A 16,794-nucleotide genomic window follows, 5' to 3' on the forward strand; every position below is an offset into this window, starting at 1 on the left:
TGAGGTAGATTTATAGATTATTTTGGGAGGCCTGACAAGCCTCCCTAACTTTAAATGGCAATAAATCCGTCAAGTTTAGGACAAAATGTACCATCAATTTCTGGACATAATAGAGTGTCATTAACAAGTGATGACCATGAAAACCATGAAATGAACTAAAGAGTGAAATAGCTCATAAAAAAGGAGATCATATGGCTAAAAAGCAGTCGAAGCATGAGCGAATTTTGGAACTATGTGCAGAAGCTGAAAAGGTATCTAAGTTGAGAAAAGGGACTTAATTCCCTTTTCTTTTTTTGTGCTGAAATTTCTTTTTAGCCAAACATACCCTTGAATGCACGAATCACCTTTAATGCTTCTTTATTTTCTTTTGTCATTTTGGTTTCCCCTGTGAATCTTGTGATTTTCTTAGGGGAGATGTTTTTCTTTGGTCTTGCTTTTGCCACCTATATCTCCTCTTTTCTGAAATAGAGTTCTTATTTTCAACCCTTTACAGTTTTAAGAGAAAATATACTTAAAAAACAAAAAAAAGGTACTTTCTATGAAGTACCTTGCCAGAATTATTTGATTTAATTACCAATTGTCTTCATGATTTTTTTATTCAAACGGTTAATATTATGAGTCAAACGGCTTGTCGAGTATTCAGATAAGTGAGTCGGTCTTCTTCTTTTCATTGACGAAGATCCATTGGATATTTTGACGGGATCTTTTTGGGCTAAGACAACTTTACCCTTTGATCCTGTCACTGAAACAGTTGCCTTTTTTGGTCTACGCATACAAAACCCCTCCTATCAAGTGGTCTTAACTCTAGTATATCATAATCTCTAAACATAGGAGTAGTAAATGGAAATAAGGTTTGTAATATGAATACCGTCTACTTCCAACAATTCACCCATATCATTCTTTAATACAACTAATAAGTTTTGTTCCTCCATATAGGCAGGAACAATATAACTGTCTTCTTTGATTAAGGTAACAATACCTGATTGAGCTAATGATTTAATATACTCCTCTTTTTCTTTACCATAATCAAATGTATTCAATCGAGCAATACAGTCTAGAGTTTCTGAAATTCCATTTGAAAAGCCATAGTAATCTGCGAGTTCATTGATTTGTTGATCGGATAAACCTTGTTTTTCCTTTGCATCAATAGTGTCGGAATCAACAGGTGAATATTCGAAGTCCCACAACTGAATAAGGAGTCCATATTGATTTGCATATTGATCTAAGTATTGTCTCAATTGCTGTTTCTTCTCATCTTTAGTATGGACTTCTTCTATTTGTCCAAAGTAGTCACTGGCACTTTGAATCATCACAGACATCGTTCCTACTCTGTCCATTGTTCCTTTTTGCCTCTTTTCATTGGTGATAATGATATTTTCCACGTAATCACCATATTGAAACTCTGCTTTCCATATTTTTAAAATGTTTGGAGTTAATAAGATTGCGATGTCAATAAAGACAACAATAAACGTTAGTACTAAGATAAATGGCCAATTGGAAAGTTTGATTTCATCAACCAATATCCCTGCCATTAATGCTATTAAATATAAAGAATAAAGCCCTTTTCGCATGGTTCTCAAAGACAAGTGATATCTGAGCGGGGCAAAGCAGAAAAATAAGAAGTTTCCAACTATAAATAATACCAAAGCAATGATAAAAATCTTGAATGTCACCTATTTAAGCTCCTCTCTCATTTCTTCTTTTTTACCCCTTCAAAATTTTCCGAACTGGAAAGCGAAGCTTGAGTCTCAATATAGTCCAAGTATAACACCTTTCAGATACTTGAAGTAGCAAAAGCACCCAGTATTGAACAAGAACGCTTGATTAAAAAACTGACCTTGGTTATAATACTTATAAGAGCACATACTAATGTAGAAAAGCCCCGTGTTGGTAGCACGAGACTTTTCTTTTAGCAAATAGCTGGCGTAAGCGGTCGGCATTTTTACGAGTAACTCCACAACATCAGCCGCTCAAAGCAGAGTGTGGGGTTACTTTTTTGTTTGTACGATCATGATTACTACCATGATGAATGTTAGCAATAGTGTTGCGAAGGAAATTGTCATTATTGCTGCATCAAATGTAACCACGTCAGCCTCACCTCCTCCCTTATCGGAGGCTCGACCACCCACTCTGCCCCTATGCAATTTGCTTTCTCTATTATACCATTTTTTTCGCTATTTTTCTTCCCATTTCCCCTGATTTCTTACTATAGTTAGAGAGTCAACTATATATTTCTAACAAGGGTAAGCTTCAAGTTAGTTAGGCTAATTTTCTAAGACCACTTCAAAATACAGTTCTGCTATAGAAAGATATTGTTGACTTATTAAGTCGTTTTGCAGTATTATTGACAATAAGTAAGTACCACAATACTGTTCTGAAAGCTATATGTGATTTAAGAGCTCTTCTGTTAACCAACAGAAGGGCTCTTTTTTAGGTTGTATGAGCAATAAGTTAACCTGATTTACCATTTTTTAGGTGATTTCAATCAAACGAAAGGGTGTGATTAAAATACGAGTTCATTTAGTGTTTCCTTTAAATATGGGATTAGATACCTTGGCAAATGATTTAGAAGAGAACAATTATGTGGTTAATCAAAAAGACACTTCTTTGGATACTTTTTCAGCGTGGGCACAGTCCGACGATAGTGACGAAGCAGAATGTGCTCTTATTTATGGGTTGGCCGTTGTTTCAAAAGGTGAAAGTCAATCAACGAAGCAGGCCGTTTTTGAAAGGCTAAAAGAGGTCAGAAGACATCGAGAAAAAATGAGGTTAATACTCTTATTCCCGGAAGAATATCAATATGATAAAGAATTCGTTAGGCAGATCGCTCAACTACTAATCTATGATCTTCACTTTGTGCAAAAAATCAATACAGAAGATATTTGTAACTGGATAGAAACGCCCAAGACGTATACGTATTTAGAGGCTGTATTAGACGGGTACCGGGCGGAAAGTGATCGCGACGCACAGCCAGCCATTGAAATGGATTGGTCAGAAGAACAAGAGGATAATTATCGTAAAAAGGAGGTTGAGGAGAAACCCTCTTTAAAAGAGAAACTGGCCTCGAAACGTGAAAGAGTAAAGGAAACCAGGTCAAGACGTGATAGAAGGGAGAATGTGGGGTGGTCTCCTAAAAAAGAGCATGAAATTAGGATGCAATATCGATCATTTGCTTCAAAGGTGATTGTAGTTACCTCTACCAAAGGAGGGATTGGAAAGACCGATATTTCCTTGAATTTGGCTGCTGCTATTAAGGAACATACCGAGTCCAGTAAAATGGTAGTCGTTGATTTTGATTTCCCTTATGGAGGACTAGGGGCCGCATTGAAGCTACCAAGAACCTCCCACTTAGGGGATTGGCTGTTTGATGATCATCCTAAATTGACCGAGGAAGCGATCAAAAATAAGGTGGTATCTTACGAGGGTATTGACTTTATTCCAATGGCTTTTCAGGCAAAAGACTCGATGTCCTTTTTAGGGCTACAAGCAGAAATTCTCATTGATACGTTAAAGCGATACTATGACATCGTAATTATGGATACATCAGGCTTTTCTGAAGCAGCCGTTTCAGCCATTGAACGCGCTTCTGAAGTCATATTGTTGACCAGTCATGATGTTGTAAGCTTGAGTAATGCCTACGCCTACAAAGAGGACCTCATCCGGCGCATTGGCATTGATTTTCAGAAAATCTCTGTCTTTATTAACCAGGTACCTGAAACAGAAGACATTTCAAAACAGAAAATTGCTGAGATGTTTGAGGATGATGAAGAATATTCTTTACCGATCATTGGGTTTGCTCCTTTTGACGATGTGGTTCGCCAATATCGTAACAAAGGGGCCTTTTTGTATGCAGCGAATCCTCTGCATTCCTTTGCTGAGGGGATCGATATGATTCTTGAGTCGCTGCAAATTGTGCCCAAAGAATCCATTAAGCAAAGAAGAAAGCAACTGGAAAGGCAAAACAGTAAGCTCCGTTCCTTATTCTCAAAAAATTAAACAATTAAATGGAGGTAACAGATATGGGACAACAAATTACAATTTCATCGATGAAAGGTGGCGTGGGGAAGACTGAGGTTGCGATTAACCTCGCAGCTGCCATTCGCAAAGTTACGGGGAAACGGGTCGTCCTTGTCGATTTTGATATTCCTTATGGGGGGATCGCGCCGGCACTTGGCATGGAAAAGAGTGTGACACTGAGCGATTGGATACGAACACGAAGAGCATTAAATGAGGTTCAAATGGAGAGTCTGGTGATCAGGCACGAGAAAAGCGGAATTGACATTGTACCGGCTATTGCAGACGCGGATGATTTACAGAATTTTGATGAAAACGACGCTTATCGGATTTTAGAGCAGCTATCATCTGTTTATGATTATGTCATTGTCGATACGGGAGTTGATCTGTCTACGATAACCAAAACAGCCATTCAGCTATCCAATTACGTTCTTATTGTTTCAACAACGCAACATGTGTCTGTCTGGAACAATCATCAATATAAAGAAGACCTCCTGAAAATGGGAATTACTCACGATAAAATCGGCTTAATTTTAAACCAAGTTCCTAATCAGAAAAAGACGAACGTGGACTTAGTAGAGACGATTTTAAATGTGTACCAAAATAACGGGAAGTCCATTCGAAATACCTCATATATTCGTTTTGACGAAAAGGTGAGAAAAACAAGGGATAAAAAGTCGTTCATGTATTTAGACTACCCCAAACATGACTTTTCTGAAGCAGTTACAGAACTGATGAAGAATATGGGGATCATTGGCTTTACCACCGAATTAGATATGAGGACAGGCTGGTTGGCTCAATTCAAGAAGGTGTTCGGATGATTATGGCGTCGATCTGTCTCATCATCGTGTTTGCGATTTGCCTTTATACGGATATGAGCAGTTATAAGATTAAAAACATCGTGACGTTTCCAACAGCAGCAGCAGCGTTTATCGTTGCATTATTTCTGTACCCGGTTGGATCGGTCCTGTTATATGCAGCTATTTTATTTTCCATAGGATTTCTTGGCTGGCTGCTTCGCTTTTGGAAAGCCGGGGATGTGAAGTTAATCCTCGCAACCGGGCTACTTGGTATCTATGTTGTAGGGGATATCTTTTTAGTGACGCCTGTTTTTTACTATACAGTTTTCTTGGGGTTTCACTTCATTATTGGCAACTTTTTAGGGCTGAAGGCATACAAATTTTCAATTAAAACTTATCTCCTTTCTTTCAAGACAAGGGTTAATGAAACGTTTGGCCGCTTCCCGGGAACGATCACGATTATGTTATCGTTTGTTGCAACAATTATTTGTGTGCCCCTATTGATGAATCAAGGAGGATGGTGATTTTTTTTGAGAAAATTAAAAATTGGGGTGAAAATTTGACCGGAAATGTGGCATGTTATATATAGGAGGAAATATTTACTGTTTTTCACTTTTTTCTAGCAGAAAAGTACAAGAGAACTAGACTGAAAGGTGGGAGGGCAGGTTGCCCGACATGATGAAAAAGTTAATGAAACGAGGTATTTTAGCTGCTGCTGTTGTCGCATTGGTTTCACTCCCTTTCCAGCAAGTATTCGCCAAAACCTTCGACGATGTGCCGGAGCGTCACTGGGCCTATGAATCGGTGGAATGGGGAAGTGAGAGAGGTTTAATTGAGGGGTATCCAGATGGGTTGTTCAAGCCAAGTCGAATTGTAACAGAGGCTGAGTTTTTGGCGATGTTACTACGAGCCTATGGTGGCGGGATTGAAATGACCGATAAAGTTCACTGGGCTGATCCGTACTATGCACAGTCCTATGAGCAAAACTATCCGACGTTAGGGTTAAACAACCATGAGCTTAGAAGTTCACCGATTAACCGGATGCGTGTGGCTGAGATCATTGCTGGAACGCAAGGAGTGAACTATGAAGGCCGTAATGCGATTCGCTTCTTATTGCAAGAGGGGCTTGCACAGGGTTCCAATAGTAACGAAGTGATCGTTGATAACTATGGTGGAGATCAATTCTTGACTCGTGCTGAATCCGTTCAGTTCATTCAAAATGTTTGGACGAAAGGGGTGCGGGATGACAACGGGAATCCTATTCTGTTGCCGCGGCCTGAAGAACCAAACGACCCAGATGATTTAGAAGATTGGACTGATCCTCAGCCAACTCCGCCTGATCCTAATGAGCCTCCAATTGAAGAGGTTGAAGGTGTTGTTATTGAAGATGGAGTGGTTGTTGATTTGGACTTTGACCGTATGTCACCTGACGATATGGCAGATGCAGTTTCTGAAAGACTGTTTAATGACTTTAACTTTGTGTATGAAGAGAATTCAAGAGGAACGATTGTTGCGGGTTTCAAGGATGACACCAAAACACTTGATGTGAGCTATCAACGGTTTGCTAATGGAATGACACATGTTACAGGTAATCCTCGAAACGATGAACGTGTAGTGGGAGCAATGAAAATAATGATTCAAGAACTTGGTGTCCCTTTTACAGAAGAAATTGAGAATTTAATTAAAGAAGGAAAAGAGGGCGAAAGTACTCAAATTGCTAATGTTTTAATAGGCGTACAGGGAGTAAGCACAACCGGAGTCAATATAGTAGTACTTGAAGGTAAATTAAAAAAATAAGAGGAGATTTTTAAAAATGAAACAATCGCTCATATTGGGCATCCTTGCTCTTCTCCTCATAGTTCAACCCTTTCCATTTTCGGAAAGGGTTGTTTCTGCTGAGGAAGGATGGATAGAAGTCCCATTCACTTCATCGACATATGTAGGATATTGGTACAATGCCAACAGTCCAAATTCATTTTACTTTGAATCAAGAATGACAAATGGTGAACAATCTATAGAACATGTACCAAGGGATAGGTTTTATCAAGCAGATTTTCATGTGTTTGATGCTTCCTATCTACCTATACCCGATCATATCACTGATGCAAGCTTGATTGATTTTGAATTGGTGTCAAAACCTGACCATGTAAGAGACCCAAGAAATGCCTTGTTACCACCTGATGATAGAGGAAATATATATCAAGGCCTAACGATCATCAACAACTACCGCGGCACAGGCGAAAGACGTCTGCTGGTGCCGATTGTTTCGTTTCCGAGTATCGCTCAAGATACAGGGGCCGTGAGACAAATAGGTGAGCGATCTTATCGCTATGATACGGTTGTTGAATTTGTGGTGAGGTTCCCGCCACCCCCTGAGATACCGCCTGACCCGAACGTTCCAGCAAATCAATGTGTATCTCCTAATCAGTCAGCCACAGGGATTTCAGGAACCTACACCTATAGATGTAACTGTCGGACAGATAGTGACGGAAACCGTCGCTGCTCAACGTGTACGGGATACTATTACGAAACGCTTTCGGTAGTCGGTGTATCTGGACCAGAGCCGAGTATAGTCAAAGCCGGCCAAGGAACAGAGATTAAAATTACTACGCGCTATACGAACCAAAATCCAGCACACCAAGGTCGGAATTATGGCCCGTCTAACATGCAAATTAATGGAATTGACTCTGAAGAGTATCCTTATATGCATGTAAAAACGCTAGATATGGTTCCAGATGTAGGGAACCCGGGGTACCACTGGGGGTCCGGGCAAACGGTGGAGTGGTCAATCCCGTATGCCATGATTGAAGAGAATGGCACATGGCATACAACCAGAAGCCTGAGTGAAGCACAAAGTTTCGTTAATGCCCACCCGTTAAATTTTGGAGGTCTGCCAAGATGGTACACAGGTTTTGAAGTTCCAGACGGCATTGTCTTTGACTTTTCTCTGGAGGGGAGAGCTGGGTACCGAAACAGTTTACAGGTTTGTGTAGACCGCAGCATTGAGATTAACGGCACACCTTATGACGAGTTCATTATCAGGACAGTTGATCCAAGTAATCCTTTCCCTACAGGCACAGGGTTAAATTGGCAAGGTCATGAGGATAAGATAACCCAATTAGAAGATTGGTACTACGAACCACAGCGGTCTTATGCCGATCATAAGGAAGAGGTCGAAGAAAGAGCTCCTGGGCTGTTCCAGAGAATTTGGCGCATTATCTTTCCAAGGAGTGGTGGAAGTTGACTTTTTCATTTAAATGGACGATTTTTTTCGTGTTTATTTTTGTTCCACTCTTTTTCGTATTGGTTGATTTAGGGGTACACGGTGCCACAGACAGTGATGCGGATGATGCATTGAGGCAAGGTGCTATTGGAGCAATGAGACAAGGAATTTCTGAGGGGAGCTTACGGGATACCAACGTCCGATATGATGTGAACGGGAATCCAACGGACGAATATCGGACACAGTATGCCGTCAATCCAGATCGATCAGATATTGAAGAATACTTTGATTTGTCTTTTAGTCGAAAGCAAAGGGGTACGTTATTTAATCTTGCTGAAAGGGATACAGAAAAAGGGCTGTCGTACTCACCTCCATTATTAGGGGTAAGGGCAAATACGGTAAGAGACTCGGTAGTGTATCGGTCCGTTGGTCAGTTCTTCCCGGGTAGCAATGGTTCCTATGTCATTCAAAATCAACAAATTGCTATTTTAGAGATGAAGGAAACGGACTAATTCTTGTTTTCTTTCATCCAATTGGAGGCAGAGCAATGACCAAGATAGATAAGGTATTACTAGGTTCAATATTTTCAGTGCTGTCGATAGCTTGGTTTATCCTTCTTTGGAACTCCACTGTTGACCAGTCAATAATATTTACGATTATTATTTCTATGCTTTTCAGCATATTTACATTGTATGGGGTAATAAAAGTGTTGCGTGTTTTTTTTGACTCAGCTGACCTTTTGAATTGGAAAAAACGTCAAAAAGACTGAAAGAGCAAAAAGAAATAAAAATAGCATTAAATTAGCAAATGAAACATTTATAAGGAGGCATTATTAAGTGAGCAAACAATCAGCTATTAAGAGAAAACGAAAACCAACAATCATTTTACCGATTATCGCTGCAATGTTAGTAGCATCTCTTTTTTATTTAGGAGCGGAAAAAAGGGCGGAGGAAGTGATTCGGCCAATGAGTGTGCCGTTTGCTGCTGTGCAGCTGAACGAGCACCAACAGATACGTGAGGATCATATTAAATTTAAAGAAGTGCCGGCAAGCAGTGTACCGCCAAATGCGATTCTTGACCCTGCTCTTATTACAGGCAAATATGTTAGTACTAAGAACACAATACCGGTAAACAACATGTTTATGCAGGAACATTTAGTTGAGTTTGAGGACATTCCGTCTCGTATAGGCATGATGCTCGATGATGATCGTTATGGACTAACGATGAGGGTGGACCTTGAAAAATCAGTGGCCAATTCATTGAGAGACAATATGGATGTACAAGTCCGCTTTTTTACTCGTAATACGCCATCCGGCCAAGCATTCGAAGGAGTGTTGGAAGAGCGTATTCGTATTTTAGCCGTGAGAGACTCAACAGGTGAGGATGTCACGGGACCAATCAACCCTTCCTCGGCTGAAGAGGAAGAACAGGCACAACGAACTCGTCAGCGCGTTCCTACTGTTGTTGTGTTTGATGCCGATGACGCACAGGCAAGTTACTTGCTGCGGGCGCAAGAATTAGGAGAGCTTAATATCTTGGCTGTCAGTGAGACGGTAGAGGAGAGCCTAGACCCAAGGGAAGATGAAGTTGTTTCGAATGCAGAAGAGGTAAAAGACTTTGTTGATGAAGAAACGCTTACGAAAGAGTTAGAGAAAATCGAGGAAGAAACAAATGCAGATACCGGCCATGGTGAGAAATTCATGGGGAATGCCGTCAAATTGTTTATTGATGCAATGACTCATCACCTTGAAAGCCAATTTGAAGCTGGAGACACGTTCGTTACTTTAAGTGGCGAAATTGTTGTGTATGATGAAGAATTGGATGAATTGCGTTATTTTGATTCACGTGAGAGATACCTTGGTTCTAAGTACGCACTTCAAGGCATGTCAGAAGACGAAATCGATGAACATTTGAACCGACTAACAGGCGAAGACAATTAATAAAGGGCAGACACGAAGCCAACCAAGAGCTTGCTGGTGAAGTTGGGCTGCATGGAATGAGTCAGTGATCAACACTGGCCTTATTTAGTTTACTTTAGCAAAGGAGCATTGTCATGATAAAAGAAAAAAAACTGATTTTAGGATCTAGTACGATTCAAATTAATAATAAGATTATGGAGCTCTTTGATCAAACAGGAGCAAACTGGTCTTACCATGAAGACTCTTATTTAGAAGACTTACGGAATTCGTTATGGGAGCAAACGCCGGATATGGTGATTATAAACGATCACTTGCTAATCAGGGAACGGATGAATTCCCTGCAACGGGACCAAGCCTTTTATAAGTTTATTACGGAAGAACTTGAAGGCGTTGTTGTGGTGCTACTTTTGACTGGTAGTACCGATAAAAGTAGGTTGGTGGAAAGATTAATCCAAGACGGGTTCTATCATATTATTCCCGTGGCTCAAGTAGAGCGGATATTAGACCTGCCAAAGAGTGAAGAGGAGGTCAATCTTTTACTTGAAGGTGAAAAGGAGATGCCGGAAGAATCACTAGCAGAAGAAGTAGAGCGGCCGCCCGAAGAGGAAGCCTCAGTTGAAAAGAAATCCTTAGTTGGAGAGCTAATCACCACCGAAAAGGATCCCGACGAGCAGGAAGCTCCCCAACCTGTCCAACAGCAAAATGAATTACGGCCTTTTCCTAAAAGTGATCCAAATTATCCAATAGGTCAGAATGATTTTACTCGTTCATTAGTAAGTGTATTCTGGTCCCCAATTGGCAACGTTGGAGTTAGCACAATTATGAAAGCAATAGCCTTTCGTCTTGCCCAAGCTGGACGAAAGGTTCTTATTGTTGAGCTGGATGTGGAATATCCAAAAATGGCAAGAACAACGGGGCTGACTCATCAAGACAAGGACATTTTTCAAGCGGTACGAAGCATTTTAAATAAACAGCCTGGTTTAGCGCAAAACGTGGTGAATAACGAGATTGCGATTGAGGGACTTCCACACACGTATCGGGAAGTGAAAAAACATTTAAAACTACTTCCTAACAACCTGTACTTACTAAGTGCAAATGCAGAATTAAAACATCATGGCCACATTTATTTTAATGAGGACGATGATTTAATAGAGCGTCTATTTTATGAAGCTAAGCAAGAAGGATTTCAACATATCCTTGTAGATGTACCGTCTAGTCCTAATGATCTGCTAACCAATATACCACTTTTATTTGCAGACGAACGATTTGCAGTTGTTGATGATTCTTTTAGTACTAATGGTCTTTATTTTAGCGCAATCGAGGCCCTAAAAGATCTCCAAGATGAAAAAACCTTTGATTTGATTATTAATAAAACGAGAGAGTTTCATACGGAGGAAGATATTGCAGAATTCTATCAAAGAGAGCCGGTATTATCCATTCCATATAGGGATGAAGTGGTCTTAGAACAAATTAACTTACGTTGGGATGTTGATATAGATATCATGGCAGCCGTTGATCAATTCAATGAAAGATACGGGATTCAATTAAAGAACGAGGGTCAAAAGAAAAAAAGATTCTTCGGAAAGAAATCGTCCTAAATTAACGTTGAAGGGAGGTAGCATAGGGTGTGTTCCTTCGTTAACATGCTTGCTATTTTAAGCAGGCATGTTTGTGTAGAGTCTTCATATCTTATGCGACTAATACATGACAACAATAGAGGAGAAAAAGAAACAGGCTTTCGCTCGGGCAAGAGTGAAAAACAGAAGAGGTTTAGAAGATGTTGCCTATCGTGAACAGGAAGAAAAGATTCAATATAATCAACAATTCATTCCTGAACATGAAAAACAGTATGTTATTGAACAAGAAAAAGAGATGCTTAAAGATTTAACTGAGAAAATCGCTGATTTTCTGTCAGAAGAGCATGGAGCTGATTTGAAAATGTCTTTGTTTGATGTCAGCATGCGCAGCCGACTTAAACCTATTATTGAGTCCTACATTAAGAAGAATAAGATAGTTTTCACAACTATAAAAAGTGAAGTATTAGTTGAGCGGCTTGTAAATGAAATTGCAGGATTAGGACCTATTGATGAGATTATCAAAGAAGGAGAAGGGAAAATCAGTGAAATATGGGTGAATGGCGAGAATCCCATCACCCAAAAGGTTGATATTTATTATGAAAAAGCAGGCCAAAAACACCGTGCAAATGGTAGTTTTATTGACCAAGAACATGCCTATCAAATTGCAAGAAAAATAGCACGTAATGGAAACCAGTCATGGGGGGACACAAAACCACTTGCCAATGTAAGGTATCCAGATGGCCGGGTGAACTTAGTTCGTGGACCAATTGCGACAGGCGGAGGAGGACCATATGTTTCCTTTCGTCTATTTCCAAAGGATACGTTCTTATTAGATGACCTTGTACACTTGGGATCCATTAACCATGACATGAAAGACTTAATTACTTTAGTGATGCGTTATGGGTTGAACGGTTTAATGGTGGGGCCGACGGGTTCGGGGAAGACCACTCTTTTTACAGCAAGTATTGATGTAATTAAAGATACAGATCGTATCTTACTCATGGAGGATACAGAAGAGATGAGGCTTCGTCATAAATACCCGTATAAACATATCATTACAGAAGAAACAAAGCCAAATTCTTTGAAAGAAGATCAGCATATCGACCTCTCTACACTGACAATCAATGCATTGCGTCAAAAGCCTGATTACATGTTATATGGAGAGGTGCGTGATAAGGCTGCTTACGATGCGTTAAATGGGGCAAATACTGGACACCGGGTTTGGACAACACTACATGCTAGGTCAGCTGCTCGGGCTGTTCAACGTTTAAAGAATATGATACTTGAGCATGGGTCCAAAATGGATTCTGAGTCCATTGGAAAGTGGATAGCCGAGTCAATTGATATTATCATATTCCAGAAGCTTTATCCTGATAATAAGCGGCGAGTTAAGGAAATTATCGAATTAGTAGACTATAAAAATGGCGAGCCAATTTTCAGGACTTTGTACCAATATATAATTGAGAATGTACATGAAGACGGTTCTATTGAGGGCCGTCATTATCGGATTGGACAATTAAGTCGTGAAAGTGCTAATTACCTAATCGATGAAGGGGCTCCATTTGACCTGGTGAAAAAATTTATTCAGAAGCCGGAGCAGCCAAAAGAAAATACGATTCATACTATGCTTGATGAATATTATCAAAATGATGCAATGAGATACTAAAAGATACCCCTCTTTTTAAGAGAGGGGTATTAATGTAATTCGAAAGTGGTGATCTTTTGTGAAATCAATTTTATTTTTTGGCATTGGAGCAGTCTGTTTTTTATATGTCTTACTCCATCTTCTGATTCGTTTTCGGAAAAAGTCAATTGGATTAAAAATTGTGGAGCAGGAACGGATTGAAATACGACATGCGGCTCACGTAAAAAAAGATAAAGAGAGAAAGCGGAAAAATGCTAGTTTCTTAAAACGTGCGAACCGTGTCAATTGGGATATTTCTAAAACGTACCAACAAACAACGTTCATTATCTTTGTCGTGATTGGAGCCGCTGCAAGTTTATTGGCCGATTCTTTAGTTTTTATAATTGGGGGAGTCGCGATTGGATTATATTATCCTTACATGCAGTTACAAAAAAGAGAGGATGCGTACCAGAGTGAGCTACCGTTTCGGGCTGAACAGGCAATTAATGCAGTTGAACAGCAAATCAATGATGATATTCCCACTTTTGATGCATTAAAAAAAGCTGTTCCTTATATGCAAAGTCCCATAAGAGAAGAGTATCAAAAAGCGGTTGAAATGATTGAAACAATGAACATTTCCATATCTAAAGCAGTAGAAGATATTCCAAGTCGATTGAACCTTCCTCAGCTTGAATACTTTCATTTAATATTAGGGGTAGCAGAAGAAACAGAAGATAAGGCAGCCGATATCATTGCAGATGCCAGTGAAATGATCAGGAGGCGGCAGAAGCACAGGCAACGTTTTATGCAAGAAGTGGCTTCCTCTCTATCTGAAATGAAGATGATGTTTTATTTAATCGTTATGATGGTTGGTACGTTCTTTTTTATGCTGGACCCGGAGCAGATTCCTTTAGCTGGTTCTCCTGTCCATCGAGCTTTGGATATTCTGGTAATTGGAGGTAGTGGTTTTTTTGTATGGAAATATTCAAAGAAAATGAAGGAAGAAAGTCAATTCTAGGAAAAGGAAGGGTGATACCCAATGAATTTTTGGATATATGCAACCATATTAGGCTTATTTGCTTATTGGGTAATGTATCGGATGCTTGTACCTAAAAAGAAAGTGTATGCGGCACGGGATTTCATAAGAGCCGAACAAATGGAACAACGAGAACGGGAAATTAGCCAGCGTTCAACTGTTCATTCCTGGGTGTATCCGTTATATGAAAGAATACAACAAGGATTTCCTACTTCTGATCAACAAACAAAGCACCTGCAACAGTTAATAAAAGAATCGGGAGAGTTTGATACAACAGTAGAGGATATTCAAATTGCACAACTAACAAACGTTCTGTTATATCCAATTGTGATCAGTGCGTTTGGATTTGTCTTCATGAGAGAATTCTCAATTTACTTTATTCTCTTTGGTTTACTGTTTGGGTTTATTATGTATCGGCAGCCCATATCCGTCTTGAAAAGCAAAAAAAAGATCCACGACCAAAAAGTCCTTGAGGAAATGACACGTTTGACCACGATATTTATGATGTTATCATCAGGGAATAAAACGACCTATGATGCAATAGTGGAGACGGTTCAGCAAACAAAAGATTATTCGAAACATTTAGGATACTATTTGTATGGACTCGAAAAAGATTTGTATACACGTCCTACAGAAATTGCATTACGCCGATTTTCAGCAGAATTGCAGCGCTACCCGTTCGTGGACCGGTTTGTTAATAATGTCATTTTGGCATTGCAGAAGGGTGGCATTGATAATAATTTAAACCTTCGCTTGAGGGAAACTTTAAATACAATGGACGATGATGCTATTTCTAAAAAAATTGAAAGATTAAAGATTGAATCTAGGATGCCGACATTCATTTCAGTTTTTTTAATGTTAATCTATTTCCTTGCTTTTGGAGCAGCAGTGTTAATGATGTTTTAATAAATAATAAAAAAAGCTTGATAAATGATGAAAAATGCCTTATTATTTAACTGAGGACAAAATAATATGTGAAACGAACTACCAAATGAATGGCGTTTGTTTAGAAATAGTCGTGTGTCAATCAACGATTTTCTAAATAACCACTTCCAGGTAGTTCGTTTTTTTGTCTTTTACAGATAAATTTATAAGGAGGAGAAAAAAATGTTTGAAAAGTTGAAGAAGTTTGTTAAGGAAGAAGAAGGGTTTCAGGTTTTTGAAAAATTTGGTTTGACGCAGGTTGGTGTTTTGTTAGCTCTAGGGATTGGAGCCGTTTGTGTCCTCGTTTTGAACGGTTTCTGGTCAGGCGTAGGTGAAAAATATTATGGTGCGAATGGTATTGAGGGATTAGATCCAATGACAGCTCCTGGTTATGGCTGGGGCGATGGCGCAGAAACCGGTTGGTAACGTTTAAACAAAGTAAATAAAGAAGCCCTTAATGATTTTTTTACATTAAGGGTTTTTTCTTTATTATGCTCATAATGAGGTGGTTTTTTTGAAAAGGTTGTTAGAGACTTGTCGTATATTTTTGGTCGAAGAAAGTGGTTTTTATATTTTTGAAAAAAGTATGTTAATGAATGTGGGTGTTATTTTAGCTCTCTTGGTTACAAGCTTTGTCTTGTTTATTTCGTCAGTTGAGTATATGCGTATGGAAAATGAATTTGTTGGTAATGGAGCTGAGGCAAATGAGGCATTGCAACGATTCTCGGCGAATTAAGGGTAATCGAAGAGGACAAATAAGGAAAGGAGTAAGACGCTTTTTAAAAGAAGAAGATGGGTTTTTATCATTTGAGTGGTCCACTTTAATGTTTATCACACTTCTTCTTATTGTTGTTCTCTTGCCCGATACGATCAATATTGGTAGAACGATGTTTGCTGGTCACGCAGCTTCAGCTGAAGCGATTAAACAAGTAGAGAACCAAGGGCAAATGACGAGCGCCATCGCAAGTATTGTGGTTGATTATTTAGAGGATAGAGGTTTTGAAGAATGTGGTTATGCATCTAACCAGGTTCGGAACTGTTATGAAATTTATGGTACCTCGGATCAACGTGGATTGAATTCAGAGAATCCTTCCGTAACAGCCATGGTAGTGACAAAGTATCGGCCTTTTATCTTGCATTTGGTTCCGAATATGCGCTGGGGGGACCGTATCGCTTTTGAAGACGGAATTGTTAGCATGAATTCAGTTCGAGTCGGCTCTGCCGCAAGTTTTATCAGAGAATAAATGACTGGAGGTTTTAATATGAAAGGAAAAAAGACTGGATTGGTTCCAATAAAGAAACCAATTTATCAATCAAAAGGATTTAAGTATTCAACGGCCATGTTAGGTACGACATTGTTGGTTCCTGCTGCGGTGGCAAGTCTGCCGGAAGATGTCGAACAAGTGCCTTTTAATGTTCTTGCGAACCAAGCAAAAAGCATGTTAGGAGCTTCTGAAGTTTCTGCGGAGTCCATCATCCATATTTATACGGTTAATGATTTGAACAATATACGAAATGACGCTAGCGGGAACTATCGGTTGATGAATGACATTGATCTTTCCTCAGTAGAAAATTGGGAACCCCTGCCTCGATTTGATGGAGTGTTGGAGGGGAATGGGCATACGATTTTCAATCTGACGATTGAGAAAAATGAAAGCGATGTAGGGCTATTTAGGT

The 16,794-nt window shown here is 39.5% G+C and carries 19 protein-coding genes; 16 read left to right on the top strand and 3 right to left on the bottom strand.

Annotation, left to right across the window (positions count from 1 at the left end; all coding sequences use genetic code 11):
* Positions 1–311: 311 nt before the first annotated feature.
* From M3202_RS22480 to M3202_RS21230, 3 genes are all read right to left on the bottom strand, one after another.
* On the bottom strand, positions 312–443 hold the full coding sequence (locus tag M3202_RS22480) for a hypothetical protein (protein ID WP_285890646.1): 132 nt from the start codon (positions 441–443) through the stop codon (positions 312–314).
* A 123-nt stretch (positions 444–566) separates the two neighbouring features.
* On the bottom strand, positions 567–773 hold the full coding sequence (locus M3202_RS21225; RefSeq protein ID WP_251225217.1) for a hypothetical protein: 207 nt from the start codon (positions 771–773) through the stop codon (positions 567–569).
* A gap of 48 nt (positions 774–821) precedes the next feature.
* Complete coding sequence (locus M3202_RS21230; RefSeq protein WP_251225218.1) at positions 822–1,673, bottom strand: type II toxin-antitoxin system SpoIISA family toxin; 852 nt, start codon at positions 1,671–1,673, stop codon at positions 822–824.
* An 850-nt stretch (positions 1,674–2,523) separates the two neighbouring features.
* Between M3202_RS21230 and M3202_RS22625 the strand changes: the two genes are divergently transcribed.
* The 16 genes from M3202_RS22625 to M3202_RS21310 form a co-directional block, all read left to right on the top strand.
* Positions 2,524–3,996, top strand: a complete 1,473-nt coding sequence (locus tag M3202_RS22625; protein ID WP_251225219.1) for a CpaE/TadZ family protein — start codon at positions 2,524–2,526, stop codon at positions 3,994–3,996.
* A 23-nt stretch (positions 3,997–4,019) separates the two neighbouring features.
* The gene (locus M3202_RS21240; protein WP_251225220.1) at positions 4,020–4,835 is read left to right on the top strand and encodes a CpaE/TadZ family protein; all 816 of its coding nucleotides are present in this window, start codon (positions 4,020–4,022) and stop codon (positions 4,833–4,835) included.
* Positions 4,832–5,338: an A24 family peptidase gene (locus M3202_RS21245; RefSeq protein WP_251225221.1), complete on the top strand. Its 507-nt coding sequence runs from the start codon at positions 4,832–4,834 to the stop codon at positions 5,336–5,338. The genes M3202_RS21240 and M3202_RS21245 overlap by 4 nt, the downstream gene beginning before the upstream one ends.
* 151 nt (positions 5,339–5,489) lie before the next feature.
* A complete protein-coding gene (locus M3202_RS21250) occupies positions 5,490–6,611 on the top strand; it encodes an S-layer homology domain-containing protein (protein WP_251225222.1) in 1,122 nt (373 codons plus the stop codon).
* 16 nt (positions 6,612–6,627) lie between these two features.
* Positions 6,628–8,058 carry a hypothetical protein gene (locus M3202_RS21255; RefSeq protein ID WP_251225223.1) on the top strand — a complete coding sequence of 477 codons (1,431 nt, stop codon included), beginning with the start codon at positions 6,628–6,630 and terminating at the stop codon, positions 8,056–8,058.
* Positions 8,055–8,549 (top strand): hypothetical protein, encoded by a 495-nt coding sequence (locus M3202_RS21260; protein WP_251225224.1) that lies wholly within the window; start codon positions 8,055–8,057, stop codon positions 8,547–8,549. The genes M3202_RS21255 and M3202_RS21260 overlap by 4 nt, the downstream gene beginning before the upstream one ends.
* 35 nt (positions 8,550–8,584) lie before the next feature.
* The gene (locus M3202_RS21265; RefSeq protein ID WP_251225225.1) at positions 8,585–8,806 is read left to right on the top strand and encodes a hypothetical protein; all 222 of its coding nucleotides are present in this window, start codon (positions 8,585–8,587) and stop codon (positions 8,804–8,806) included.
* Between the two features lie 67 nt (positions 8,807–8,873).
* The gene (cpaB, locus tag M3202_RS21270; protein WP_251225226.1) at positions 8,874–9,977 is read left to right on the top strand and encodes a Flp pilus assembly protein CpaB; all 1,104 of its coding nucleotides are present in this window, start codon (positions 8,874–8,876) and stop codon (positions 9,975–9,977) included.
* Positions 9,978–10,090: 113 nt separating this feature from the next.
* Positions 10,091–11,554 (top strand): AAA family ATPase, encoded by a 1,464-nt coding sequence (locus M3202_RS21275; RefSeq protein WP_251225227.1) that lies wholly within the window; start codon positions 10,091–10,093, stop codon positions 11,552–11,554.
* Positions 11,555–11,660: 106 nt separating this feature from the next.
* Positions 11,661–13,199: a TadA family conjugal transfer-associated ATPase gene (locus tag M3202_RS21280; RefSeq protein WP_251225228.1), complete on the top strand. Its 1,539-nt coding sequence runs from the start codon at positions 11,661–11,663 to the stop codon at positions 13,197–13,199.
* 58 nt (positions 13,200–13,257) lie between these two features.
* Positions 13,258–14,175, top strand: a complete 918-nt coding sequence (locus tag M3202_RS22630; protein ID WP_251225229.1) for a type II secretion system F family protein — start codon at positions 13,258–13,260, stop codon at positions 14,173–14,175.
* 21 nt (positions 14,176–14,196) lie between these two features.
* On the top strand, positions 14,197–15,099 hold the full coding sequence (locus M3202_RS21290) for a hypothetical protein (protein ID WP_251225230.1): 903 nt from the start codon (positions 14,197–14,199) through the stop codon (positions 15,097–15,099).
* 201 nt (positions 15,100–15,300) lie between these two features.
* Entirely contained in the window at positions 15,301–15,543 is a 243-nt protein-coding gene (locus M3202_RS21295) for a hypothetical protein (RefSeq protein ID WP_251225231.1), read from the top strand.
* An 88-nt stretch (positions 15,544–15,631) separates the two neighbouring features.
* Positions 15,632–15,853, top strand: coding sequence for a glycosyltransferase family protein (locus M3202_RS21300; RefSeq protein WP_251225232.1), 222 nt, complete (start codon positions 15,632–15,634; stop codon positions 15,851–15,853).
* Positions 15,854–15,941: 88 nt separating this feature from the next.
* Positions 15,942–16,361: a hypothetical protein gene (locus tag M3202_RS21305; RefSeq protein WP_251225233.1), complete on the top strand. Its 420-nt coding sequence runs from the start codon at positions 15,942–15,944 to the stop codon at positions 16,359–16,361.
* Positions 16,362–16,379: 18 nt separating this feature from the next.
* A partial coding sequence (locus M3202_RS21310) for a hypothetical protein (RefSeq protein WP_251225234.1) occupies positions 16,380–16,794 on the top strand: 415 nt, incomplete at its 3' end.

The organism is Halalkalibacter oceani, from assembly GCF_023715605.1.
GTDB lineage: Bacteria > Bacillota > Bacilli > Bacillales > Bacillaceae_D > Halalkalibacter > Halalkalibacter oceani.

Excerpts from the sequence above, each read along its gene's own strand:
- M3202_RS21225 (WP_251225217.1), bottom strand. The coding sequence starts at position 773 with ATGCGTAGACCAAAAAAGGCAACTGTTTCAGTGACAGGATCAAAGGGT.
- M3202_RS21240 (WP_251225220.1), top strand. The coding sequence starts at position 4,020 with ATGGGACAACAAATTACAATTTCATCGATGAAAGGTGGCGTGGGGAAG.
- M3202_RS21245 (WP_251225221.1), top strand. The coding sequence starts at position 4,832 with ATGATTATGGCGTCGATCTGTCTCATCATCGTGTTTGCGATTTGCCTT.
- M3202_RS21250 (WP_251225222.1), top strand. The coding sequence starts at position 5,490 with ATGATGAAAAAGTTAATGAAACGAGGTATTTTAGCTGCTGCTGTTGTC.
- M3202_RS21255 (WP_251225223.1), top strand. The coding sequence starts at position 6,628 with ATGAAACAATCGCTCATATTGGGCATCCTTGCTCTTCTCCTCATAGTT.
- M3202_RS21265 (WP_251225225.1), top strand. The coding sequence starts at position 8,585 with ATGACCAAGATAGATAAGGTATTACTAGGTTCAATATTTTCAGTGCTG.
- M3202_RS21275 (WP_251225227.1), top strand. The coding sequence starts at position 10,091 with ATGATAAAAGAAAAAAAACTGATTTTAGGATCTAGTACGATTCAAATT.
- M3202_RS21280 (WP_251225228.1), top strand. The coding sequence starts at position 11,661 with ATGACAACAATAGAGGAGAAAAAGAAACAGGCTTTCGCTCGGGCAAGA.
- M3202_RS21290 (WP_251225230.1), top strand. The coding sequence starts at position 14,197 with ATGAATTTTTGGATATATGCAACCATATTAGGCTTATTTGCTTATTGG.
- M3202_RS21295 (WP_251225231.1), top strand. The coding sequence starts at position 15,301 with ATGTTTGAAAAGTTGAAGAAGTTTGTTAAGGAAGAAGAAGGGTTTCAG.
- M3202_RS21305 (WP_251225233.1), top strand. The coding sequence starts at position 15,942 with ATGTTTATCACACTTCTTCTTATTGTTGTTCTCTTGCCCGATACGATC.